This is a genomic window from Lysinibacillus sphaericus (genome assembly GCF_005217585.1).
Classification (GTDB): Bacteria; Bacillota; Bacilli; order Bacillales_A; family Planococcaceae; genus Lysinibacillus; species Lysinibacillus sphaericus.
Window position 1 is genome coordinate 772,903 of record NZ_SZPT01000001.1, and the last position, 22,856, is coordinate 795,758.

Sequence of the window (22,856 nt, forward strand, 5' to 3'; positions counted from 1 at the left end):
GGAGAAAAGAAATGAAAGCAATTTTATTTATTGGCCATGGGAGCCGTTTAGCAGCAGGAAATGATGAGGTACGCACGTTTATTCAACAATTGACTCCTTCAATTGACGACAGTTATATCGTTGAAACTTGCTTTTTAGAATTTGAAGCACCTAATATCCCAGCAGGTATTGATGCATGTGTAAAGCGTGGCGCTACAGAGGTGTATGCAGTGCCCATTATTTTATTGCAAGCAGGCCATTCAAAAATTCATATCCCTGCAGCGATTGATGCAGCTCGTTTAAAATATCCGGATGTAACTTTTACATATGGGCGACCACTTGGTGTGCATGAAGAAGTGTTAAATATTTTAACAGAACGTTTATCAGGAACAGGCTTGAATATTAAAGAAAAACAAGAAGATACTGCGATTTTATTTATCGGCCGCGGTGGAAGTGATGCGGATGCAAACAGTGATTTTTATAAAATTGGTCGTTTGCTTTGGGAACAGTTAGATGTCCTAACAGTGGAGTGTGCATTTATGGGCGTAACGAATCCCTCAGTGGACGAAGGAATCGAACGCTGTTATCGTCTTGGGGCGAAAAAGATTATTATGTTGCCGTATTTCTTATTTACAGGGATCTTAATGGAGCGTATGGAGGGGATGCAAAAGAGCTATGCAGCCACATATGCTGATTTAGACATCCAATTGGCGGATTACTTTGGCTACCATCCAAAATTAAAAACGGTGTTGCTAGATCGTATGGAAGAGGCCATTGCAGGAGACGTAAAAATGAACTGTGATACATGTCAGTACCGTATTAATGCATCGGCATTCGTGGAGCATCATCACGACCATGACCACGACCATGGTCATCACCATCATCATCATGACCACGATCACGATCACCACCACGATCATGACCACCATCATGACCACCATCATGAAGAGGAGCTAGTGAAATGATTTTCATGTTAGCAGGGACAAGCGATGCAAGAAATCTTGCACTTGCATTGCAGTCAGCAGGCTATGCTGTTACAGCTACCGTTGTCACGGATTCAGCTGCTACAAGTCTGGCACAAGTTGGACTGCCTCATTTAGTCGGTCGATTGACGGCAGAGGAGATGGCTGCACTTATTACTGAACGAGGGGATCGTTTAGTCGTTGATGCATCGCACCCATTTGCAGAGGAAGCTTCTAAAAATGCCATGGCAGCGGCAAAAAGTGCAGGTGTTCCATATATCCGCTATGAACGCGCAAATGAGCATTACGAACATCCACTGATTACAGTCGTTAAAGATTACGAGGAAGCAGCACAATTAGCTGCGACAAAACGAGGCGTCATTATGCTGACAACAGGTAGTAAAACACTTGCTACATTTACAAAGGTCTTGCAAGGGTTAGAACATACTCGTGTCATTGCACGTATGTTGCCTCGCCTTGATAATATGGAAAAATGTGAAGCGCTTGGTGTGGCACAACGAGATATTGTAGCCATTCAAGGACCCTTTTCAAAGGAGTTAAACGAAGCATTATTCCGCCAATATGATGTCACTTTAATGATTACAAAAGAAAGTGGCAAAGTGGGCTCAGTAGATGAAAAACTAGAAGCCGCTCTAGCATGTGGTATCGAAACGATTTTAATAGCACGACCAAATATCCAATACGGCCAGCAATATTCCTCATTTGAGGACGTACTTCAGGCTGTGCAAAACATACTTTAGGAGGCAATTTAAATGGACTTCAAAACAGATTTTAAACCATTAACAGTAGACCCAGATAAAATTTATGATTATAGTTTCTCAATTATTGCAGAGGAAATGGGCGAACATGATTTTTCAGAGGATGAGTGGAAAGTTGTCCGCCGCATAATCCATGCTTCGGCAGACTTTGAATTAGGACGTAGTGTAATTATTACACCAGGAGCGATTGAAGCAGGGATTAAGTCAATTCTTGCAGGACGTCATGTTATTGCAGATGTGCAAATGATAGAAAGTGGTTCAGGTAAAAAACGTTTCCAAAAACATGGCGGAGATTTACACTGCTATATTGCAGATGAAGATGTGTCGATTGAAGCGAAAAAACAAAATACAACACGCGCTATTATCTCGATGCAAAAAGCGTCAAAATTACACGAAGGTGGTATTTATGCGATTGGGAATGCCCCAACTGCTTTACTAGAATTAATTCGACTAATCAAAGAAGGTTTAGCAAAGCCAGATTTAATTATTGGTATGCCAGTAGGCTTTGTTTCAGCAGCGGAGTCGAAAGAAGAGTTATTGAAAATAGAAGGTATTCCATATATTACAAATGTTGGGCGTAAAGGCGGTAGTACAGTGACGGTTGCTGCATTAAATGCCATTTCATTATTAGCGGACGAACAGGCGAAAAAATAATGGAGCGGAAGCCAAAAAAGGATCCTAAAGACATGCGTCACGGTTATACAACAGGAGCCTGTGCAACAGCCGTTACGAAGGCCGCTTTGCTAGCACTTATTACGAATGAAGAACAAGAAACGAGTACGATTCATCTGCCAATAGGGCGAGATGCAACGTTTACGATAGAAAAATGTACGTTCGGTCATAACGAAGTAAGTTGCGAAACAATAAAGGATGCTGGTGATGACCCAGATGCAACACATAAAGCCCTCATTATTGGTACGGTAAGTTGGGCTGATACACCAGGGATTCATTTAGATGGGGGTATTGGGGTCGGGCGAGTAACAAAGCCCGGCTTGCCCGTTGCTGTTGGAGAAGCCGCCATCAATCCTGTACCTCGTAAGATGATACATAGTACCGTGCAAGATGTGCTAGATGATTTTCAAATTACACGCGGCGTTAATGTTGTTATTTCTGTACCAGATGGTGAGGAAATAGCGAAAAAAACATTAAATGGACGGCTCGGCATACTTGGTGGCATTTCCATTTTAGGCACAAGGGGAACCGTCGTGCCTTTTTCGAGTTCCGCTTATATGGCAAGCATTGTCCAAGCTATTAGTGTTGCAAGGGCTGCTGGCTGTGACCATGTTGTCGTGACAACAGGTGGACGTAGCGAAAAGTTTGGCATGGCTGAGTATCCTGCATTACCTGAGGAAGCATTTATTGAAATGGGTGATTTTGTCGGCTTTACGTTAAAGCATTGTAAACGGCTTGGCATTAAGCGCGTATCGCTCGTTGGCATGATGGGGAAATTTTCAAAGGTAGCGCAAGGGGTGATGATGGTGCACTCCAAAAGTGCTGCGATTGATTTTAATTTTTTAGCACAGTTAGCTACAGATATTGGGGCAGATGAAGAGACTGTTGAACAAGTTAGAGCAGCGAATACCGCCTCTCAAGTTGGTGAAATGATGGCGGATAAAGGTTATGATGCATTCTTTCATCATTTATGTGAAGCGTGTTGTTATTCATCATTACACCATATTAGAGGTGGCTTGACGCTCTCCACATCGATTTATTCGATGCAGGGACAATTACTAGGAAGGGCTGATGACATTGCATCAATCGATGAAATTGATTGGGATCGGGGATAACGGACAGGAAAGTTTACTTCCTCAGTATAGACAGTGGATTACAGACTGTGAAGTGCTCGTTGGTGGTGAGCGTGTCCTTGATTTTTTCCCAAGCTTTGCAGGCGAAAAAATCGTCATTAAGGGTGGTCTTTCATCGCTCGTTGAAAGACTATCTCAAGAAACGAGAAAGACCGTTATTTTAGCGTCGGGGGATCCACTTTTTTACGGTATCGGTGGCTATTTAGCAAAAAAGCTTACGATTGAAGTGTATCCATATATGAGTTCCGTACAGCTTGCCTTTTCAAAAATGGGTGAGAGCTGGCAGGATGCCTATGTAACAAGTATTCATGGGCGCCCAATAAAAGGTCTGGCACAACGTATTGATGGTAAAAAGAAAGTGGCATTGCTGACTGATGCTGATAATAATCCAAATGTGCTTGGACGTTATTTAAAGCATTTTGGCATGACGGAATACCGTGCTTTTGTTGCAGAAAATTTACAAGGTGCTGATGAAAAATATGGCTGGTACTCTCTTGATGAATTAGAAGAAGCAAAGTTTTCCCCGCTAAATGTCGTGATTTTACAGCAAACATCAGCTCCAAAGCGCTATGCACTTGGCATTGATGATGAAGCGTTTTCACAACGTAAGCCGGACAAAGGACTTATTACGAAAAAGGAAATCCGTGTATTAAGTTTGCAAGCAATGCAACTTCAAAAGGACAGTACGATTTGGGATGTAGGTACGTGCACAGGTTCCATGGCCATTGAAGCAGGAAAACTTGCACCAGAAGGACAAGTTTTCGCTGTGGAAAAAAATGCACCTGATTTAGAAAACTGTCTGCAAAATCAACAAAAATTCCGTGTTGATATAACAGCTATTCATAGTAAAGCGCCTGCTGGACTAGAGCAATTCCCAGATCCAGATGCCATTTTTATCGGCGGTACAGGCGGGGAAATGGTCGAGCTATTGCAGTTATGCTGTACCCGTTTAAAGGCAAATGGTCGCATTGTCTTAAATGCGGCTACAATCGAAAATTTATATAAAGCAGTCGAGGCGTTTAAAGCATGTGGTTTTGTAGTGGAAATTTTACAGGCACAACTTGCGCGTAGTAAACCAATTTTAGATATGACTCGCTTTGTCCCATTAAACCCGATTTATATTATTTCGGCATATCGAAAGGAAGAAAATCATGAGTAATCTTGGCATTTTATATGGCTTAGGCGTTGGCCCTGGCGATCCAGAATTAATTACAGTAAAGGCATTCCGTGTTATTCAGGAGTCGCCAGTTATTGCGTATCCTAAAAAATTAAAGGGTAGCAAAAGTTATGCGCATCGTATTGTAGATGTTTATATCAACCCAGAGGAAAAAGATATGCTAGGTCTCGTTTTCCCCATGACAAAAGATGAAGCCGTCTTAGAGCGTGAATGGACGAAGTCTGTTGAACTGGTCTATGGTAAATTGCAAGAAGGGAAGGACGTAGCGTTTGTGACAGAAGGGGACCCTCTGCTATATAGTACGTTTATCCATATGATGAAGCTTATGCAGGACATGCATCCAGATGTAGAAATTCGCACTGTACCGGGCATTTCTTCATTCAACGGTTCTGCGTCTCGTTTAGGCATTGCCCTTGCTGATGGAGATGATCGAGTTGCCATTATACCAGCCCATGATAATTATGAAGCGATGCGTGAAGCGATAGAAAGCCACGATGCTGTCGTATTTATAAAAGTAGCAAAAGTAATTGATTTAATGCTAGAAGTACTGCGTGATTTAGATTTACTTGATAAAGCTTCCGTTGTCACAAAGGTAACATCTGATGAGGAAATTATTTGGGATGTACGTGAACTAGACGGTGTTGATTTAGAATATTTAACGTTAATGGTGGTGCGTAAATAATGAAAAAAATATATATTGTCGGTGCAGGCCCAGGGGACCCCGATTTAATTACTGTCAAGGGTTTACATATGCTACAAACAGCGGACGTTGTGATGTATACAGATTCATTAGTAAATGAAGACCTGATCGCAAAAGCAAAGCCAGATGCGGAAGTAATTCGAACAGCGGGCATGCATTTAGAAGAAATGGTTGCCGTCATGGTTGAGCGTGTCAATGCAGGGAAAGTAGTCGCGCGTATGCATACAGGTGATCCAGCGATGTATGGTGCCATTATGGAGCAAGTTGCATTATTAAAGAAGGAAGGAATTGGCTACGAAGTGATTCCGGGGGTTAGTTCGGTATTTGCTTCAGCCGCAGCGATTGGTGCCGAGTTAACGATTCCTGATTTAACACAAACGCTTATTTTAACACGTGCAGAAGGACGTACTCCTGTACCAGAGTTTGAAAAGCTACGAGATCTTGCTAGCCATCATTGTACGATTGCGCTGTTCTTAAGTGCCACGCTAACAAAAAAAATCGTCAAAGAATTGCAAAGTGCTGGATGGGCTGATCATACACCGGTTGCGGTTATTCAACGTGCCACATGGCCAGATCAAAAAATTGTCCGTACGACATTAGTTGAGCTAGATGAGGCAATGCGTGTCAATGGTATTCGCAAGCATGCCATGATTTTAGCAGGATGGGCATTAGACCCGGATATTCATGATAAGGATGAGTACCGTTCGAAATTATATGATGCGACCTTTACACATGGCTTCCGCAAAGGTGTGAAGACAAGTGATTGAATTACAAGAAGGTATGCTACCTGAAGTGGAGCAGCGCAATCTCTATGCAGTGGTTGCCATTACCAAGCATGGTGTGCAAATCGGACGCAAACTACAGCAGACTTTTGCAGCAAGCGATTTATATTATATGAGTAAGTTTGAACAGGGCGACGAAGATGAAAAGCATATTCAGCTTTTTACTGGAACGGTTCGTTTATTACTGCCAACACTTTTTAAACAGTATAAAGGCTTAATATTAATTATTTCACTTGGTGCGGTTGTGCGCATGATTGCACCTATTTTACAAGATAAGAAGACTGACCCAGGTGTTGTAGTGATTGATGATAGAGGCGAGAATGTCATTAGTGTGTTATCGGGCCATTTAGGTGGCGCCAATGAGCTAACACATGAAGTGGCAGCGGCACTAGGAGCAAATCCTATTATCACAACAGCTTCTGACGTTCAAAAAACAATTCCCGTTGATTTATTTGGGGCACGTTTTGGCTGGGTATGGGACAGTGCTGATAAATTAACACCAGTTAGTGCCTCAGTCGTTAATGAAGAACATGTGGCGATTGTACAGGAAACGGGTGAACGTGATTGGTGGATGCGTGATACGCCAATGCCGGAACAAATAAAAATTTATCCTTCAACACAAGCGGCAATTTTAGCGCAACCGCATGCTACGCTATTGATTACCGACCGACTCATTGAACAAGAGGAAGAAGTGCTGTTAGAGAATGGTGTTATTTATCGACCAAAATCAGTTGTCCTTGGTATGGGTTGTAACCGTGGGACGTCTGTTGAGGAAATTGAACAGCTGATTGATGAAACACTAGCTGAATTAAAGCTATCGAAAAAAAGTGTCAAAGCATTGTGTACAATTGATTTGAAGAAAGATGAAACGTGCTTTATTGAACTAACGAAAAAGTATGATTGGGAGTTCGTAACATATACGCCAGCACAATTAAATGAAATAAATTTTCCATCACCCTCTGAAACGGTCTTTAAATATACAGGGGCTTATGGCGTAAGTGAACCAGCTGCGATGCGTTATGCACAGGTGGAATCGCTCGTATTAACTAAGAAAAAATCAGGCAATGCTACGATTTCAGTAGCAAGATTAGTATTTTAAGGAGGGGGCTTATGCAAACAAATCGCTTTGTACTTGCAGGGACAGGTAGTGGCGTTGGTAAGACAACATTCACGATAGGACTGATGAAAGCATTGCAAGAAAAAGGCAATGTCGTGCAAGGGTTTAAATGTGGTCCAGATTATATTGACCCTAGTTATCATACAGCGGTAACAGGACGAGTATCACGGAATATTGATAGCTGGATGTTTTCGCATGATGCAGTCCGAGATATTGTTGCACGTGCAAGCAAAGATGCAGACGTCTCAATTATTGAAGGGGTGATGGGCTTTTACGATGGTAAAAGCCCATTATCGGATGAAGGTTCGGCAGCAGAAATCAGTGTCGTTACAGAAAGCCCTGTGATTTTAATCGTCAATTGCGCAAGTATGGCTCGCAGTGTAGCTGCTGTAGTCAAGGGCTTTCAACTTCTATCTGACAAGCCTACTATTGTTGGCGTTATTGCCAATCAAGTAGGTAGTGTCGGTCACTATGAAATTGCCAAAGCTGCGATTGAGCAAGAATGTGGTATTCCTGTTATCGGCTATTTAAAGCGAGAAACAGGCATTGACATTCCAAGTCGTCATTTAGGGCTTATTCCAGCTATTGAACGAGGTGAGCTTGATACATTTTTTGACAAGCTAGGTGCTTTAATGGCAGAGACGATTGATTTGGATTTATTGTTAGCTTTAACAAAGGCACCTGTCCTACAAGAGACAGGTCAGCTATTTGCGGCACAGCCATCAAAAAATATTTGTATTGCTGTTGCAAAAGATGCGGCATTCAACTTCTATTACGAAGAAAATTTAGCATTATTACGAGCAAAAGGAGCCACTTTGCAATTTTTCTCACCACTTGCTAATGAACCTGTTCCTGCTGAAGCAGATGGTCTTTATATTGGTGGGGGGTTCCCAGAGGAATTTGCCGATATACTTGCAAAAAATACGGTCGTAAAACATTCCATTCGTGAGGCAATTGCAAAAGGTTGTCCTACATTAGCTGAATGTGGAGGTTTTATGTATTTAACAGAAGCGATTACGAACAGCCAAGGTGAGCGCTATGAAATGCTAGGTGTTATTCCGGGAGAAGTAATGATGCAAACAAAGCTTGCAGCACTTGGTTATCGTGAAATTTTTGGCACTGCGTCTAACTTTTTAATCGGAAAAAATGAAGAAGCAAAGGGCCATGAATTCCATTATTCCACATACAGTGGTACACACGATACGCCCGCTTACGAAACACAAGGACGTTTTGGCAAAAAACAAGAAGGTTATCAAACAGGCAATGTAGTAGCGGGGTATACGCATTTTCATTTTGTTTCTAACCCTAAGCTAGTAGATAACTGGTTAACTGCTTGTAAGAAGGTGAAAACATATGACTAGTTATTTTCCTATCCATCTCAATATCGAATTTAAAACAGTTGTCATTGTTGGTGGTGGGCATGTAGCGACTCAAAAGGTTGCTTCCCTACTACCAGCGAAAGCAAACATTGTCGTCGTTAGTCCGACTTTACATGACACTTTAGTGCCCCTTGTCAAATCAGGCGAAATTACATGGCGTGCCAAGGAATTTGAACCACGTGATTTAGATGATGCAACGCTTATTATCGCTGCGACAAATGATACCAACGTCAACGATGCGGTACAAGAGGCAGCCCAACATTGGCAGCTCTTTAATCGCGCAGATGTGCAAGGTGAAAGTGATTTTATTACACCAGCAACTGTTCGTCGCGGTCCTTTAGTGCTGACGGTATCTACATCTGGAGCAAGCCCAGCTCTTGCACGAAAAATAAAACAAGATTTAGCTGAGCAATTCGATGCTATTTATGAAGATTATGTTTGTTTTTTACAGCAAGCTCGACTAATGGTTGCAGCCAATTTTGAAAAAGGTGAGCAAAGACGTGCAGCGTTACAAGCACTTCTTGAGCCAAACTTATTAGAATGGACACGTAATGGAGAAATTGATCGACGAGAGGCATTTTTACAACAACTATTGACGGGAGAAACGCGATGAAAGAGGGAATTGTATATTTAGTAGGAGCTGGCCCAGGAGATCCTAAGCTCATTACAGTATATGGGCTGGAATGTATTCAAAAGGCCGATGTCATTGCGTACGATCGTCTAGTGAATCCAAAATTATTAGAATTTGCGAAAAAAGATGCTGACCTTGTGTACTGTGGTAAATTGCCTGGTAAGCACCACCTTATTCAAGATGAAATTAATACATTGCTTGTTGAGAAAGCTCAAGAGGGCAAAGTCGTAACACGTTTAAAGGGTGGCGATCCTTTTGTTTTCGGCCGTGGTGCTGAAGAAGCAGAAATATTAAAAAATAATGGTATAGCCTATGAAGTAGTACCAGGTATTACGGCTGGCATTGCAGCTCCTTCTTATGCAGGTATTCCTGTGACCCATAGAGATTTTGCCACAAGCTTTGCACTTGTGACAGGTCATGGGCGCGAGCAAAAGGGGCAAGATTTTTTAAATTGGCCAGCACTCGCAACTGGAATTGATACAGTCGCTTTTTATATGAGTGTTGGAAACATTGCCTATATTTCAAAAAAGCTTATCGAAAATGGACGTCCAGCAACTACACCTGTGGCGGTTATTGAATGGGGTACTACCGAACAACAGCGCACGATAACTGGGCCACTTCACAATATTGCTAGCATTATTGAACGGGAGGGATATCATAATCCTTCTATGATTGTCGTTGGAGATGTAGTCAACGTACGTGAAAAAATACAATGGTTTGAAGAGCAAGGGCTCGCTTTTAGCTAGTCAGACAACAGAGCAGTTGACTAAAAAGACCTACTTAAAGGAGGACATCATCATGACAGTAATCGAAGCGTTAAAAAATCGTCGTGCCATTCGCAACTATACAACACAGCCAGTAGAAAAGGAAAAAATTGAACAAATTTTACAAGCAGCAACCTATGCACCGAACGACCGCATGCGTGAGCCGTGGCATTTTTATGTTTTACAAAATGATGCTATGAAGCGCTATGAGAAAATGGCAAGTACTTATTTGCAAGAACGTTTTCCAACGAAGCCTCATTTAGTGGAGAGTTCATTAAAAGTTGTGCAAACGACGCCTGTTGCCATTGTAGTGACTGCTGATATGGTGGAGAATGATGAAGATGCTACAGCAGATAATATTTTCGCTGTTTGTAGTGCCATTATGTCTATGTGGTTAGCCGCAGAGGAGCTGGGGCTAGGATTTGTGTGGCGGACACGAGGTGTTGGGCTTGTTCATGATGCACGTATGCATACATTTATCGGTGCGGACCAAAATCAAAAAGTTGTCGGTACTATTTTTATAGGTTATCCAGAAGAACAAGAGCTTAAAGATAAAAAGCGTACATCATTTGAAGAAAAAACCACTTGGCTTTAAAGGGGGTAGGGAAAATGGCTAGAAAAGGTTTGTTTTTGGTATATACAGGTGATGGCAAAGGTAAAACAACAGCTTCTCTTGGTGTAACATTGCGCGCAGTAGGGCGTGGTTTACATGTGCGTTATATGCAATTTATCAAATCACCAGAGCGTACGTATGGTGAGCAAATTGCCCTTTCCAAACTTGGCGTAGAAATGGAGCAAATGGGCATAGGCTTTACATGGACGAAAACACCAGAGGAGCACCGTGTTGCATTAGCGAAGGCATGGCAAAAAACAAAGGAAGCTTTACAAGATGACAGCATTGATTTACTTGTGTTAGATGAGCTGAACAATGCACTTGCCATTACTAAATTTCCGATTGATGATGTGCTGCCATTAGCTGAAGTGCTTGAAGCCATTGCACATCGCCCTTCTACAATGCATCTTGTCGTAACAGGACGCAGTGCTAATCCTGCTCTTGTTGCTATGGCAGATTTGGTGTCAACAATTGATGCAACGAAACATTACTATGAAGAAGGAATTCCTGCTGTCAAAGGCCTTGAATTTTAACATCAACTGGATTCATTTCGATCATATACACATTGGGGGATAGTCTAATCTTCCTTAGTGTTGTTAGGAGGAAAATCAAAATGTCAGCAAAATCAATTATGATTCAAGGAACAGCCTCTGACGTTGGAAAAAGTATGATATGTACGGCATTATGTCGTATTTTTTCTGATGATGGGTTGAGAGTAGTGCCATTTAAATCTCAAAATATGGCGCTAAACTCATTTGTAACAGAGGATGGCGGAGAAATTGGGCGTGCACAAGGGGTTCAAGCTGAAGCGGCAAGGGTTGTGGCGACAACTGATATGAATCCGATTTTACTGAAACCAAAGCAGGATATGGTATCAGAGGTCATTGTCCACGGCAAGCATTTTTTAAATATGGATGCGAAAAGCTATCGCAATCAATTTGTCCAAGAAGCCATGCCGATTGTAGAGAAGTCGGTTCGTACGTTACAAAATACATATGATGTTATTGTATTAGAAGGTGCCGGTAGCCCAGCTGAAATTAATTTAAAGGATCGCGATATCGCCAATATGCGCATGGCTCATTTAGCCGATGCAGCTGTTGTTTTAGTTGCTGATATTGACCGCGGTGGTGTATTTGCCTCCATTATCGGGACGCTTGCATTGCTTGATGATGCAGAGCGTGCCCGTGTTAAAGGGCTGATTATTAACAAATTCCGTGGTATGCGCGAGCTATTAGATGATGGCATTGAATGGGTCGAGCGAGAAACAGGCATCCCTGTTCTTGGTGTTGTACCTTATGTTGATGTCAATATTGAAGCGGAAGATTCATTAGCACTGTCTGCCTTACGCTTTAAAAAGCCAAAGCCTGGCGAATTTCCAGTAGACGTGGCGATGATTCGTTTACCTCGCATTTCAAATTTTACTGATATTGACCCATTTTTTGATGAGCCAGAGGTAGGGGTACGTTTAATCGGCAATGTGACAGAGTTGGGCACACCGGATTTGCTTATCCTACCGGGCACTAAAAGTACAATGGACGATTTAGCATGGCTGAAGGCACAAGGCTTTGAACAAGCAATTACAAACCTACGCGCTCGCGGAACAAAAATTATTGGCATATGCGGCGGTTTTCAAATGCTTGGTGAAGTGTTATTAGATCCAGATGCCGTAGAAGGAAATGGCGAGTCAGCGCAAGGTCTCGGCTTGTTACCGATGGAGACCGTATTTGTAGGAGATAAAAAAACCGTACAAATGTCTGGAACACGTGGGCAAGCTATTTTAACAGGCTATGAGATTCATCTTGGTCGTACAAAAATTTTACGGGATGAAGTGTCACCTTTTTTACAGCTAGCAGATGGTCGTGTAGATGGAGCAGTAAGTGCGGATGAACAAGTAATCGGTACATATTTCCACGGAATCTTCCATAATCGTACGTTTACACGTCAGCTTGTTAACGAAATGCGTACGAAAAAAGGGCTTGTTACATTACCAAGTGAAGTCAAAAGTGATGCGGAACGACGGGAAGATGCTTACAATATGCTAGCATCACATGTGCGTGCCAATTTAGATATGGAAAAAATATATGATATGTTAAAAATTGAGGTAAATGGATGACAAGAAAAGGACCATTAGCTATTAATTATGAAGCATTATGGCAAGAAGGTATGAAGGATTGGCAAGGACAAATGCCAGAGCGGATGGTGAACGATCAATTAGAGGAACAATTTTGGTCTCAATCGATCGCTCGCAAAAAAACGGGGCAAACGGATCCTTATGCAGCACTTATTTTTGAAGCAATGAAGCAACATATTCGTCCAGAACATTCAGTGATTGAAATTGGACCAGGGTGGGGCAATTATACATTCCCGCTTGCAGATTATGTACGAGAGTTAACGTGTGTAGATAGCTCAGACAGCATCCTTGATTATTTACAACAATGTTTACAAGAGAACAAGCATATTTCCTATGTCCATGCGAAGTGGGAGAAACTTGAAGGAAATGAGCTAACAGCACATGACATTGTGCTTGGTGTAAACTGTTTTTATCGTATGTACGAAATTAAATCGGCATTATATCACATGAATCGGTTGGCTAAAAAGCGAGCAATTATTGGCATGACTACAGGCCCAATTCAACCACACTATGAAGTATTACATGAGAAATATGGTTATGATATTAAATATCCCCGAAGAGATTATATTGAATTTTTAAATTTATTGTATGAAATGGATATTTATGCAGAATGTACAATTATTCCTTTGGAGCGGACGTATGAATATGAAACGTATGACCAGCTTGTGACAACGCAAAGTAAAAAAATATTAAGTACAGACTTTAACCGCTCGCATGTTGAGGACTCACTTGCTCCATTTATAGAAGAAAAAAATGGGCGTTATTACTACCGTCATGATTTCCACGCAGCACTTGTATCATGGCAACCGAAATAATAAGAAAAACCTTTGGCGATTGCTTTCACCAAAGGTTTTTCTTATGTTTCGCAATAAGGTACAATAGAACAACAGAAAAAGAATTGAGGTGGCAGTTATGCAACTACATTTTTTAGGAACAGGAGCAGGCATGCCTTCGAAGGAGCGCAATACGAGCGCATTAATGGTTAAGCTATTAGAGGAAAACGGTGAAATGTGGCTTTTTGATTGTGGCGAGGCGACCCAGCATCAAATTTTGCATACGTCTTTAAAGCCACGTAAAGTGACAAAAATTTTCATTACCCATTTACATGGCGACCATATATTTGGTTTACCTGGATTTTTGAGCTCACGTTCATTTCAAGGTGGAGATGAGCCGTTGACCATTTATGGCCCAGCCGGCTTACAACAATGGGTAGAGCAGACATTTGCTTTATCAAAAACCCATTTAACGTATCCATTGCAATTTGTAGAAGTACATGAAGGCGTCATTTACGAAGATGATAAATTTACGGTGCGTGCAAGTGAATTACGACATGTCGTGCCCTGTTTTGGTTACCGTATAGAGCAAAAGGATTTACCTGGTGAGTTACTGATGGACAAAGTCCAATCCTACGGCGTACCGAAAGGACCATTGCTTGGACAGTTAAAGAAAGGACAAGATATTGCACTTGATAATGGCACCATTATTCAAGCAAAGGATGTTGTGGCACCTCCGAAAAAAGGCTTTACGCTTGCGATTTTGGGGGATACAAAATATTGTGAACAAGCCATTTCCTTGGCTGAACAAGCAGATGTTGTTGTGCATGAGGCGACATTTGATGGGAGTACTACGGATTTAGCTGCGAGCTATGGTCACGCTACCAATGTAGAAGCAGCGATGGTAGCAAGTAAAGCTGGTGCGAAATATTTACTTCTGAACCATTTAAGTGCACGTTTTTTACCACATGATTTACCAATTTTTTTAGCCCAAGCACAAGCCATTTTCCCACAAACCTTCCTTACATCGGACCAAGCGGTTTTTTATTGGAGTAATAATAATTTGTTATTTTAGTATAATTATATGCATTGGATGAAAAGTAATTATTTTTAAATTGAAACACCTATTTTAATGAGCCTTCATTAAAATAGGTGTTTTTCTATTGGGTCTATAAGTCTAGAAAAAGTCGTGGGCAGAAAAAGTAAACTTCTAAAATAACTTATTTTTTTACAATAAATATGAGAAAAAGACCATTCTATTGGTATTTTTCTAGCAACTTTATAGATAGGTAATTTTTTATTACAAATTAATGACAATTTCATCGTTAGAATAAATTTATTATTTAAAATTATGAAAAATTACATTAAATGTAGGGAAATGATGTTGTATGATGAAATGGAAACAATCCTACTTTAGGGGGAATAGTCAATGGGGAAATCAATGAAATGGAAAATGATGCTGGAAATTATGGCCATCGTGGTGTTAATAATTGGCGCATTTTCTGTTTACATTTTTCAGGCGACCTATAAAAGCGTCAAGAGTAATGGTGAGGCACTCGCTAGCTCAATTATTATGGGCATGGAAGGGGCTATTCAATCCAGAGCAAAAGCAGAAGAAATTATGGAGAAGGAAATGATTGCGGAATCTGTGATGGCTTCGTACATTATTGACAAAGGTGCTACATATGAAGATTTAAAAGAAATCGCTGAACGAGGCGGGATTGACGAAATTTGGAGTACCGATGATAAAGGGAATACGGCAGTGACATCGGTAGCACCATATATTGATTTTAATTTTGGTTCCGATCCAAATGGACAAGCTGCTGAATATATGCAGCTATTAGATGGTCGCGCTACACAAATTGTGCAAAAAGCACAGATTCGCGACGTGGATAGCGAATTTTTTAAATTTGTTGGTGTTAATAGTTGGAATCCAGCTACACCCCAAATTATCCAAGTAGCAAGACACGGTCAACAACTGTTAGATTTAGAAGCTAGTATTGGCAGTGAATATTACATAAATGAACTAAACAAATATTTATCTAAAACGGTCCTTTTTGCAGCAGTTGTAAATGAACAAGGAGAGCCCATTGTTGCAACAACGGATAAAAATTTAACTAAGATTGGCTTTACGAAAGAGCAATTTACTTCGGCAAAAAATACTGAATTTTCTGGGCGTTATGATGGGAAACGTGTTACACAATATGTAAAGCCTTTATCAAATGGTACCTCTTTAGCGATTATTGTGTCGAATGAAGTGTTATCGAATATACTATTGGGGACAATTATTGCCTCCATAATAGTCGTATGTGTTATATTCCTCATCACAGGCTTCTCTATTAATCGACAAGTTTCTCGCATTTTAAAAGTGCGTAATTCACTAGAGGATATTAGCAAAGGAGAGGCAGATTTAACGAAGCGGATTGATGTAAGTTCGAACGACGAGATTGGTCAATTGGTTACATCTTTTAATGGGATGATGGACAACTTCCAACACATTATGAGAGATTTAAAACAGGATGCTACGCAAATAAAAGAGGCGACGTACATTATTCATGGAAATGCCCATCAAACTTTGGATTCAGCGCACAATATTCAAGATGAATCGCACCAAGTTGCACAAGCTTCATTTGGGCAATTAAAAAATACAGAAGATAGCGCCCAATCTATGGAAGAATTAGCGCGTAGTATTCAGCATATTTCTGATTCGATTGCAGAAATTTCTACGATTTCTCGTAACACCGAAGAAAATGCCAATAATGGTTTGCACATTATGAATCGCTTGCAAAATCAATTGGAAGATGTTCATCAAAAAACAGATCTTTCAGTTGCGAGTATGCAGGAATTAGAAAAACTATCTGCAATGATTGGTGAATTTACGAATGTTATAACAGGTATTTCTGATCAAACGAATTTGCTAGCACTAAATGCATCAATCGAGGCAGCTCGTGCCGGTGAGGCTGGTAAAGGCTTTGCCGTTGTTGCGGAGGAAGTGCGTAAATTAGCAGAGGAATCGAAAGTTGCTGCAGATCGCATTTCACATGTTGTGATGAATGTCCAAAAAGAAACGACGAATATAGTATCTACTATCTATACAACAGCAGATGTTTTACATGCAGGTCACGCCATTGCAAGTGAGGCTCGACAATCCTTTGAAGGCATCCATAATGATGTGCAAGTGTTAGCTGAGCAAGTAGATTTAGTTTCTAGTTCAACGGAAGAAATTGCCGCGAGTACGGAAGAAGTAACCGCTACAATGGAAGATGTTTCATTATTAGCCAAGCAGACATCCGCTAGTGTAGATGCGGTTGCACAAAAAGCGCAAAATCAAGCAACGAGCATGAATGAGATGACGGCGATTATCGATATGCTAAATGGGACAGCAGAAAAACTAGAACAATCTGCTGGAAAGTATAAAGTATAATCGTTGACGTCGTATAATGAGTAGCGTGTCTTATTATAGAAATATAGTGCGTTTAATAGATTATTTCCGTATAATTAAGTAAAAAGGGAGTGGTTGAATGGATCAACAAAAGATGCCACCAGCTGTTTTACGTTTACTTGTTATCTTTCCCAACGTATTAAGCTATTTATTACTAGGCGGACTTATTATCTATGTTATTTCAAATTATGAAGTGTTAAAAACAACTGAAAGCTTGAAAGTATGGCTAATTCTTATTGCAGTTCTTGCCCCTGCAGCGGCCTATACAACTTTTAGCATTATAAAAAAAATTCGTGCTGGTCATATGTAGCAGTTATGACAACGCGTTGCATTTTTTGGATTATCAAAAAATGCAGCGTGTTTTTTTATTAGACTTTCAAAAATGGCAAAATGAGCGAAATACGAATAAAAAATTCCCTTCAAGGAAAACTAATAGGACGAAGTGGTGAATCATTATGTAGAAAAAGAGGTGTGTTACATGAAGCAATCAAACTGTGACGCTGCTCCACTAAAGCAAACAATAAAAGAAGAGCTTAAACAAGTCATTACTTCTTTACAGCAAAGTTTAGCCTCAATGGATTCTCAAGAAGATTGTCTACTGACAGATTTAGAGCAAATAAAAGGCAACTTTTTAACGATTGAAATGCAAGCGGCAACGTTTTATTTAAATTGCTATTTGTCCCCATTTACAGAAAAATACCCAGAACTATCAATTTGCGTGCAAAACATGTCAAAAAGACGACACGGTGGATTAATTGTCTTTGAAAGAAAAGACGCCGTAGATCATCTGATTAAGCCGGGAATTCATATTGGTGCAGAACTTACGCATTCTTTATTAGAATCTATTTTTTTCCCAGGTAATCCTCTCCATGACGGTGCTGTGTTAGTTAGAAGCAACCGCATTGTTTCAGCGGCCAATGTGCTTCCATTGTCAGATATTTATACCGGTGATAAAAAACTCGGTACAAGACATCGAGCTGCAATTGGTTTAAGTGAGCGTAGTGATGCCCTTATTATGGTTATATCAGAAGAAACGGGAAGAATTTCATTTGCTTTTAACGGAAGCTTACATCCGATTACTTCACATGGAATTTTATAATAAAAAAAATATCTCAAATTCGAGATATTTTCCTTGCACCGTTCTCACTTGCATGGTAAAGTGAGTTTACAGTTCGAGGAAGGGAGGGCGAAGTGATGGAAAAACATACACTCGGCTCACTTACATGGTTGCGGATGATGCGCTTTACCAATCAAAGTAATCAGCTATCGAATGAATTTTTAAAGCGTTTTAACTTAACAACTGCACAGTTTGATGTGCTCATTCAAATCAAAACCTATGCACCATTAACGCAATCACAACTAGCAGAAAAGGTTACTGTGACCCAAGGTGGTATGTCACGAATGCTTGCACGCCTTGAAAAAGAGGGGCTTATAGAGCGCAAGCAAAATTGGAAGACCAAAACGATATCGCTGACGGTAAAAGGGATGGAATTGATCGATGTTGCTACGCCAAGCCAACTTCACTTTCAATCCTCATTTTTTGAAGAGGTTTTATCAGAAGAAGAAATGAAAGCTTTATATACGCTGCTGTCAAAACTAGAAAAACATAGTCGAGAAAAAAAATTACCCGAGGTGTGATTTTTTTTACTTCATCACTTGCGTAGTCAAGTGAAAACATTAGGAGGACTTTATATGCAAAAAATTAGCGGTCATCATCATATTTCAATGTTAACGAAAAATGGCAAAAAGAATAACGATTTTTACACAAAAATCCTCGGTTTACGTCGGGTGAAAAAAACAGTCAATCAAGATTCTCCTTCGATGTATCATTTATTTTATGGAGATCTTACAGGGGCAGCCGGAACAGAATTAACTTTTTTTGAAATGCCTGTAGCTGGACGTACTGTCCGTGGAACGAATGCCATTACGCGCATTGGCTTATTAGTACCTAGCTATGATAGTTTACTATATTGGAAAAAACGTTTTGAGCTATTACAAGTGGAGCACAGTGATATTACAACATATGCAGGCAAAGATGCTTTGCTTTTTGAGGATCATGAAGGCTTGCGCATGGTGCTGTTAAATCATAATGGACAAGCAATACCAGCCGAGTGGCAAGCATGGGATGGGTCTGATATTGCATCAGCGCATCGTATTTTAGGGATGGGCACAGTTGAAATGACTGTTCGTTATTTACAGCGTACAGTAAATTTATTACAAGAGCTTTTTGACTATAGCGTTGTCACGGAAGATGACATAGAAGTACGACTTCAGTCAATTGCTGGCGAAACGTTGGGTGAAATCATTGTCAAGGAGTTGGAAGGACCAAGTGAAAAACCAGGTCGAGGAAGTATTCATCATCTTGCACTGCGCGTAGCTACAGTAGAAGAACTTCAACAATGGGATGCAGTAATTAAAGCGCACGGTTTAGACAGCACAGGCGTTGTCGATCGTTATTACTTCCAGAGCCTTTATTTTAGAGATCGTAATGGCATTCTTTTTGAAATGGCAACAGATGGGCCTGGTTTTACGGTAGATTCTGCTATAGAGGATTTAGGAAGAGAACTTGATTTGCCACCATTTTTAGAAGCACAGCGCACAGAAATTGAAGCGATTTTAGAACCACTCGATTAAAGGGGAGCGTACAATGGAAAATTATCGTATCGATCAATCAGCAGGTTTAGAATTTGGACTTTATTCACTTGGAGATCATATTCCGAACCCTTTAACAGGTCATCGGATTTCAGCTCAGCAACGTATACAAGAGCTAATTGAAATGAGCCAATTAGCGGAGCAAGCTGGCATTGATGTTTTTGGCGTAGGGGAAAGTCATCAGTCGTATTTTACAACACAGGCCCATACAGTCGTGTTAGGTGCCATTGCACAAGCGACGAAAAAAATAAAAATTGCAAGTTCTGCCACCGTGTTGAGTGTATCCGATCCAGTAAGAGTCTATGAGGATTTTGCCACCATCGATTTAATTTCAGATGGACGTGCGGAAATTGTCGCAGGTCGAGGGTCGCGCGTTGGAGCCTATCATTTACTAGGTGTCAATTTACAAGACTACGAAGAAATTTTTGAGGAAAAATTAGCACTGTTAAAAAAGCTCAATGAAGAAGAGCTTGTGTCATGGGAAGGGCAGTATAGAGCACCGCTTCATAATGCGCAAATTTTACCACAGCCGAAAAATGGCGCATTGCCTATTTGGCGCGCGGTTGGTGGTCCTCCTGCAAGTGCCATAAAAGCTGGCTATATGGGCATTCCAATGATGTTAACGACATTAGGTGGACCTGCTATTAACTTTAAGCCTTCCGTGGATGCTTATCGTGAAGCAGCTGATCGAAGTGGTTTTGATGCAGAAAAGCTACCGATAGCAACAACAAGTTTATTTTACGTGGCTGATACATCAAAAGAAGCTTTGCAAAATATGTATCCTCACCTTAATGGAGGCTTCCAAGCAATTCGTGGGGGTGGTTATCCAAAACAACAATTTGCTGAAGCAATTGATACACGAGATGCCCTTATGGTTGGTAGTAAAGAACAAATTATTGAAAAGTTGCTTTATCAATATGAACTGTATGGCATGCAACGTTTTATGGCACAAATTGATTTTGGAGGCGTACCTTTCGATCAAATTATGAAGAATATCGAAATCATTGGCCATGACATCATACCAGCAATTAAAAAATATACAGCAAAGTAAGTTTGGGAATTGCCACTAACCTGAGCGCAATCGCCACGAAAATCAGCCCAATCGCCACAAATGCCAAAAAAACGCTGATAGCTTGAAAGATTCTAAGCTATCAGCCAACTTTGTATTACCAACCACGAACATATTGCACGGGCGGTTCGATTTTTGCGCCGAGTTCTTTGGCAGCATGCAGAGGCCAGTAAGGTTCGCGCAATAAAACACGACCTAAGAAAATTAAATCAGCACGATTATTTTGCAATATTTCTTCTGCATGTTGCGCAATTGTAATTAAACCCACTGCACCAGTAGGGATATTTGCGCCAAGTTTAATCGCTTCCGCATGTGGCACTTGGTAGCCAGGGAATGGATGAATATCTGCCTGTACGACTCCGCCAGTAGAGACATCCACTAAATCTACGCCTTGCGATTTCATCCATCGACTAAAGACGATAAAGTCCTCCATTGTTGTGCCATCTTGTGCATAGTCTTCAGCAGATACACGAACGAGTAGGGGACCTTCCCAGACGCTTCGGATGGCATCAATGACTTGACGCAATAAGCGATAGCGATTTTCCTGTGAGCCACCGTATTGATCGCTACGTTTATTTGTTGCAGGTGATAAAAATTCACTAATCAAATAGCCATGTGCGCCATGAATCTCCAACACATCAAAGCCTGCTTGACGAGCGCGCACAGCTGCATTTTTAAAGGCTTCAATAACATTGTCAATATCGGCAAGTGTCATCTCACGTGGTGTTTTATAAGCATCACTAAAAGCCATCGCGGAAGGGGCAAAGATTTCACCTTCTACAGTTGCTTTACGCCCTGCATGGGCAAGCTGAATGCCCGTTTTAGCTCCGTAAGCTTGCATATTTGTTACTAATTGTTGTAACCCTTCGATATGAGCGTCATCCCAAATACCAAGGTCATTACTAGAGATGCGTCCTTCAGGTACTACTGCAGTAGCTTCCAATAGTATTAAACCAATTTGCCCAGCGGCGCGTGTTGCATAATGCACAAGATGGAATGGTGTTACAAGTCCGTCTTCCTTCGCAGAATACATACACATGGGGGCCATGACAATGCGGTTTTTTAAGGTAATCGATTGCAATTGGTATGGTTCAAATAATTTCGTCAATTCAAGCCCTCCTAATTCCTAGTTATTACCTCTATTTTGCATGGATTATTTGCTTTTTGCAAGCGCGCGAGATCGAGCTTCTGCTTCTTTAATGCATGCTTCAATCGCTGCATTAAATTGATACTGTTCAAGTGCTTTAATGCCAGCTTCTGTTGTACCACCTGGACTTGTCACTTTTTTACGAAGGACATCAGGTTCGTCAATAGATTGTTTGAGCATTTCAGCTGTACCAGCAAGCGTTTGGGTCATAAGAAGTCTGACAGTATCTTTTGACAGCCCTACTTCCATACCAACCCGTTCAAAAGCTTCCATTAGATAATAAATATAAGCAGGACCACTTCCAGAGAGTGCTGTAACGGCATGTAATTGGTCTTCCTCCACTTCAATTACAGAACCAACAGCTTCTAATAATTGTAAAAACATGGCGCGCTGTGTAGCCGATACTTGCGCATTAAATGCAATGCCACTTGCCGACATGCCAATTGTTGCAGAAGTATTAGGCATTACGCGAGCGACTGGACGTAATCCTAATTGCTCAGTGATCGTGCTAATAGCAATGCCAGCTAAAATGGAAAGAATGGCCGTATGTTCAGTTATTTTGTTTTTCAGTTCAAGCATTGCCTTGATGGCATCCTTTGGTTTCATCGCCAAAATAATCAAGTCTGCTTGCTGGTATATCGCATCCTCTATGCTAGTCTGGACGCCATACGTATCGTGTAAAAACTGTAAACGTTCCTTATCTGAGCGATTGGTGACATAAATTTCGTGTGGTGTAAATACGTTCTGTTTTATCCAACCGTGCATCAATGCTTCTGCCATGGAGCCAGCACCGATAAATAAAATTTTTTTCATAGGAAAAACCTCCGATTCAAAATAAAAAAGCGCTCTCGTCCTTAAATAGAAGGACGAAAACGCTGTCGTTTCCGCGGTACCACCTTTGTTTGCCAATTCGGCACAACTCTTAGCCCTTTTATCGCAAGGGGGAACGGTTAT

Annotated in this window: 24 protein-coding genes; 22 read left to right on the plus strand and 2 right to left on the minus strand. The window is 40.9% G+C overall.

Annotated elements, in window-relative coordinates:
• The first annotated feature begins 11 nt into the window (after nt 1–11).
• The 22 genes from FC748_RS03820 to FC748_RS03925 all read left to right on the plus strand — a co-directional run bounded on the left by FC748_RS03820 (nt 12) and on the right by FC748_RS03925 (nt 20,737).
• On the plus strand, nt 12–944 hold the full coding sequence (locus tag FC748_RS03820) for a sirohydrochlorin chelatase (protein ID WP_108030053.1): 933 nt from the start codon (nt 12–14) through the stop codon (nt 942–944).
• On the plus strand, nt 941–1,702 hold the full coding sequence (gene cobK / locus FC748_RS03825) for a precorrin-6A reductase (RefSeq protein ID WP_024361110.1): 762 nt from the start codon (nt 941–943) through the stop codon (nt 1,700–1,702). The genes FC748_RS03820 and cobK overlap by 4 nt, the downstream gene beginning before the upstream one ends.
• Nucleotides 1,703–1,714: 12 nt before the next feature.
• Complete coding sequence (locus FC748_RS03830; protein WP_024361109.1) at nt 1,715–2,374, plus strand: precorrin-8X methylmutase; 660 nt, start codon at nt 1,715–1,717, stop codon at nt 2,372–2,374.
• A complete protein-coding gene (locus FC748_RS03835; RefSeq protein WP_025219889.1) occupies nt 2,374–3,507 on the plus strand; it encodes a cobalt-precorrin-5B (C(1))-methyltransferase in 1,134 nt (377 codons plus the stop codon). Before FC748_RS03830 ends, FC748_RS03835 begins: the two co-directional genes overlap by 1 nt.
• A complete protein-coding gene (cbiE, locus tag FC748_RS03840) occupies nt 3,464–4,684 on the plus strand; it encodes a precorrin-6y C5,15-methyltransferase (decarboxylating) subunit CbiE (protein ID WP_108030054.1) in 1,221 nt (406 codons plus the stop codon). The genes FC748_RS03835 and cbiE overlap by 44 nt, the downstream gene beginning before the upstream one ends.
• Nucleotides 4,677–5,384 carry a precorrin-2 C(20)-methyltransferase gene (cobI, locus tag FC748_RS03845; protein WP_024361106.1) on the plus strand — a complete coding sequence of 236 codons (708 nt, stop codon included), beginning with the start codon at nt 4,677–4,679 and terminating at the stop codon, nt 5,382–5,384. The genes cbiE and cobI overlap by 8 nt, the downstream gene beginning before the upstream one ends.
• Entirely contained in the window at nt 5,384–6,169 is a 786-nt protein-coding gene (gene cobM / locus FC748_RS03850; RefSeq protein WP_024361105.1) for a precorrin-4 C(11)-methyltransferase, read from the plus strand. The genes cobI and cobM overlap by 1 nt, the downstream gene beginning before the upstream one ends.
• The gene (locus FC748_RS03855; RefSeq protein WP_108030055.1) at nt 6,162–7,283 is read left to right on the plus strand and encodes a cobalt-precorrin 5A hydrolase; all 1,122 of its coding nucleotides are present in this window, start codon (nt 6,162–6,164) and stop codon (nt 7,281–7,283) included. The genes cobM and FC748_RS03855 overlap by 8 nt, the downstream gene beginning before the upstream one ends.
• A gap of 11 nt (nt 7,284–7,294) precedes the next feature.
• Entirely contained in the window at nt 7,295–8,662 is a 1,368-nt protein-coding gene (locus FC748_RS03860) for a cobyrinic acid a,c-diamide synthase CobB (protein WP_024361103.1), read from the plus strand.
• Nucleotides 8,655–9,293 carry a precorrin-2 dehydrogenase/sirohydrochlorin ferrochelatase family protein gene (locus tag FC748_RS03865; protein ID WP_108030056.1) on the plus strand — a complete coding sequence of 213 codons (639 nt, stop codon included), beginning with the start codon at nt 8,655–8,657 and terminating at the stop codon, nt 9,291–9,293. The genes FC748_RS03860 and FC748_RS03865 overlap by 8 nt, the downstream gene beginning before the upstream one ends.
• The gene (cobA, locus tag FC748_RS03870; protein ID WP_108030057.1) at nt 9,290–10,057 is read left to right on the plus strand and encodes a uroporphyrinogen-III C-methyltransferase; all 768 of its coding nucleotides are present in this window, start codon (nt 9,290–9,292) and stop codon (nt 10,055–10,057) included. The genes FC748_RS03865 and cobA overlap by 4 nt, the downstream gene beginning before the upstream one ends.
• Nucleotides 10,058–10,109: 52 nt before the next feature.
• On the plus strand, nt 10,110–10,670 hold the full coding sequence (locus FC748_RS03875; RefSeq protein ID WP_024361100.1) for a nitroreductase family protein: 561 nt from the start codon (nt 10,110–10,112) through the stop codon (nt 10,668–10,670).
• Between the two features lie 14 nt (nt 10,671–10,684).
• A complete protein-coding gene (locus FC748_RS03880; RefSeq protein ID WP_024361099.1) occupies nt 10,685–11,221 on the plus strand; it encodes a cob(I)yrinic acid a,c-diamide adenosyltransferase in 537 nt (178 codons plus the stop codon).
• A gap of 80 nt (nt 11,222–11,301) precedes the next feature.
• Nucleotides 11,302–12,801, plus strand: coding sequence for a cobyric acid synthase (locus FC748_RS03885; RefSeq protein WP_108030058.1), 1,500 nt, complete (start codon nt 11,302–11,304; stop codon nt 12,799–12,801).
• A complete protein-coding gene (locus FC748_RS03890) occupies nt 12,798–13,634 on the plus strand; it encodes a class I SAM-dependent methyltransferase (RefSeq protein ID WP_108030059.1) in 837 nt (278 codons plus the stop codon). The genes FC748_RS03885 and FC748_RS03890 overlap by 4 nt, the downstream gene beginning before the upstream one ends.
• A 97-nt stretch (nt 13,635–13,731) precedes the next feature.
• Nucleotides 13,732–14,667, plus strand: a complete 936-nt coding sequence (rnz, locus tag FC748_RS03895) for a ribonuclease Z (RefSeq protein WP_025219884.1) — start codon at nt 13,732–13,734, stop codon at nt 14,665–14,667.
• Between the two features lie 354 nt (nt 14,668–15,021).
• Nucleotides 15,022–17,016, plus strand: a complete 1,995-nt coding sequence (locus FC748_RS03900) for a methyl-accepting chemotaxis protein (RefSeq protein WP_108030060.1) — start codon at nt 15,022–15,024, stop codon at nt 17,014–17,016.
• Nucleotides 17,017–17,113: 97 nt separating this feature from the next.
• Nucleotides 17,114–17,344: a hypothetical protein gene (locus FC748_RS03905; protein WP_024361094.1), complete on the plus strand. Its 231-nt coding sequence runs from the start codon at nt 17,114–17,116 to the stop codon at nt 17,342–17,344.
• Between the two features lie 168 nt (nt 17,345–17,512).
• Nucleotides 17,513–18,133, plus strand: a complete 621-nt coding sequence (gene cdaS / locus FC748_RS03910; protein ID WP_024361093.1) for a sporulation-specific diadenylate cyclase CdaS — start codon at nt 17,513–17,515, stop codon at nt 18,131–18,133.
• A 95-nt stretch (nt 18,134–18,228) separates the two neighbouring features.
• Complete coding sequence (locus FC748_RS03915) at nt 18,229–18,672, plus strand: MarR family winged helix-turn-helix transcriptional regulator (protein ID WP_108030061.1); 444 nt, start codon at nt 18,229–18,231, stop codon at nt 18,670–18,672.
• Nucleotides 18,673–18,726: 54 nt separating this feature from the next.
• The gene (locus tag FC748_RS03920; RefSeq protein ID WP_024361091.1) at nt 18,727–19,668 is read left to right on the plus strand and encodes a ring-cleaving dioxygenase; all 942 of its coding nucleotides are present in this window, start codon (nt 18,727–18,729) and stop codon (nt 19,666–19,668) included.
• A gap of 13 nt (nt 19,669–19,681) precedes the next feature.
• Nucleotides 19,682–20,737 carry an LLM class flavin-dependent oxidoreductase gene (locus tag FC748_RS03925; RefSeq protein ID WP_024361090.1) on the plus strand — a complete coding sequence of 352 codons (1,056 nt, stop codon included), beginning with the start codon at nt 19,682–19,684 and terminating at the stop codon, nt 20,735–20,737.
• A gap of 115 nt (nt 20,738–20,852) precedes the next feature.
• Here the strand turns inward: FC748_RS03925 and namA are convergent, their stop codons facing one another.
• Together namA and proC are read right to left on the minus strand one after the other, a co-directional pair.
• Nucleotides 20,853–21,863 (minus strand): NADPH dehydrogenase NamA, encoded by a 1,011-nt coding sequence (gene namA, locus FC748_RS03930; RefSeq protein WP_025219882.1) that lies wholly within the window; start codon nt 21,861–21,863, stop codon nt 20,853–20,855.
• A 45-nt stretch (nt 21,864–21,908) separates the two neighbouring features.
• Nucleotides 21,909–22,715, minus strand: coding sequence for a pyrroline-5-carboxylate reductase (gene proC / locus FC748_RS03935; RefSeq protein ID WP_024361088.1), 807 nt, complete (start codon nt 22,713–22,715; stop codon nt 21,909–21,911).
• Nucleotides 22,716–22,856: the final 141 nt, after the last annotated feature.

Coding starts and splice junctions, on each gene's coding strand:
- FC748_RS03820 (WP_108030053.1), top strand. CDS start 12: ATGAAAGCAATTTTATTTATTGGCCATGGGAGCCGTTTAGCAGCAGGA.
- cobK (WP_024361110.1), top strand. CDS start 941: ATGATTTTCATGTTAGCAGGGACAAGCGATGCAAGAAATCTTGCACTT.
- FC748_RS03830 (WP_024361109.1), top strand. CDS start 1,715: ATGGACTTCAAAACAGATTTTAAACCATTAACAGTAGACCCAGATAAA.
- FC748_RS03835 (WP_025219889.1), top strand. CDS start 2,374: ATGGAGCGGAAGCCAAAAAAGGATCCTAAAGACATGCGTCACGGTTAT.
- cbiE (WP_108030054.1), top strand. CDS start 3,464: ATGACATTGCATCAATCGATGAAATTGATTGGGATCGGGGATAACGGA.
- cobI (WP_024361106.1), top strand. CDS start 4,677: ATGAGTAATCTTGGCATTTTATATGGCTTAGGCGTTGGCCCTGGCGAT.
- cobM (WP_024361105.1), top strand. CDS start 5,384: ATGAAAAAAATATATATTGTCGGTGCAGGCCCAGGGGACCCCGATTTA.
- FC748_RS03860 (WP_024361103.1), top strand. CDS start 7,295: ATGCAAACAAATCGCTTTGTACTTGCAGGGACAGGTAGTGGCGTTGGT.
- FC748_RS03865 (WP_108030056.1), top strand. CDS start 8,655: ATGACTAGTTATTTTCCTATCCATCTCAATATCGAATTTAAAACAGTT.
- cobA (WP_108030057.1), top strand. CDS start 9,290: ATGAAAGAGGGAATTGTATATTTAGTAGGAGCTGGCCCAGGAGATCCT.
- FC748_RS03875 (WP_024361100.1), top strand. CDS start 10,110: ATGACAGTAATCGAAGCGTTAAAAAATCGTCGTGCCATTCGCAACTAT.
- FC748_RS03880 (WP_024361099.1), top strand. CDS start 10,685: ATGGCTAGAAAAGGTTTGTTTTTGGTATATACAGGTGATGGCAAAGGT.
- FC748_RS03885 (WP_108030058.1), top strand. CDS start 11,302: ATGTCAGCAAAATCAATTATGATTCAAGGAACAGCCTCTGACGTTGGA.
- FC748_RS03890 (WP_108030059.1), top strand. CDS start 12,798: ATGACAAGAAAAGGACCATTAGCTATTAATTATGAAGCATTATGGCAA.
- rnz (WP_025219884.1), top strand. CDS start 13,732: ATGCAACTACATTTTTTAGGAACAGGAGCAGGCATGCCTTCGAAGGAG.
- FC748_RS03900 (WP_108030060.1), top strand. CDS start 15,022: ATGGGGAAATCAATGAAATGGAAAATGATGCTGGAAATTATGGCCATC.
- FC748_RS03905 (WP_024361094.1), top strand. CDS start 17,114: ATGGATCAACAAAAGATGCCACCAGCTGTTTTACGTTTACTTGTTATC.
- cdaS (WP_024361093.1), top strand. CDS start 17,513: ATGAAGCAATCAAACTGTGACGCTGCTCCACTAAAGCAAACAATAAAA.
- FC748_RS03915 (WP_108030061.1), top strand. CDS start 18,229: ATGGAAAAACATACACTCGGCTCACTTACATGGTTGCGGATGATGCGC.
- FC748_RS03920 (WP_024361091.1), top strand. CDS start 18,727: ATGCAAAAAATTAGCGGTCATCATCATATTTCAATGTTAACGAAAAAT.
- FC748_RS03925 (WP_024361090.1), top strand. CDS start 19,682: ATGGAAAATTATCGTATCGATCAATCAGCAGGTTTAGAATTTGGACTT.
- proC (WP_024361088.1), bottom strand. CDS start 22,715: ATGAAAAAAATTTTATTTATCGGTGCTGGCTCCATGGCAGAAGCATTG.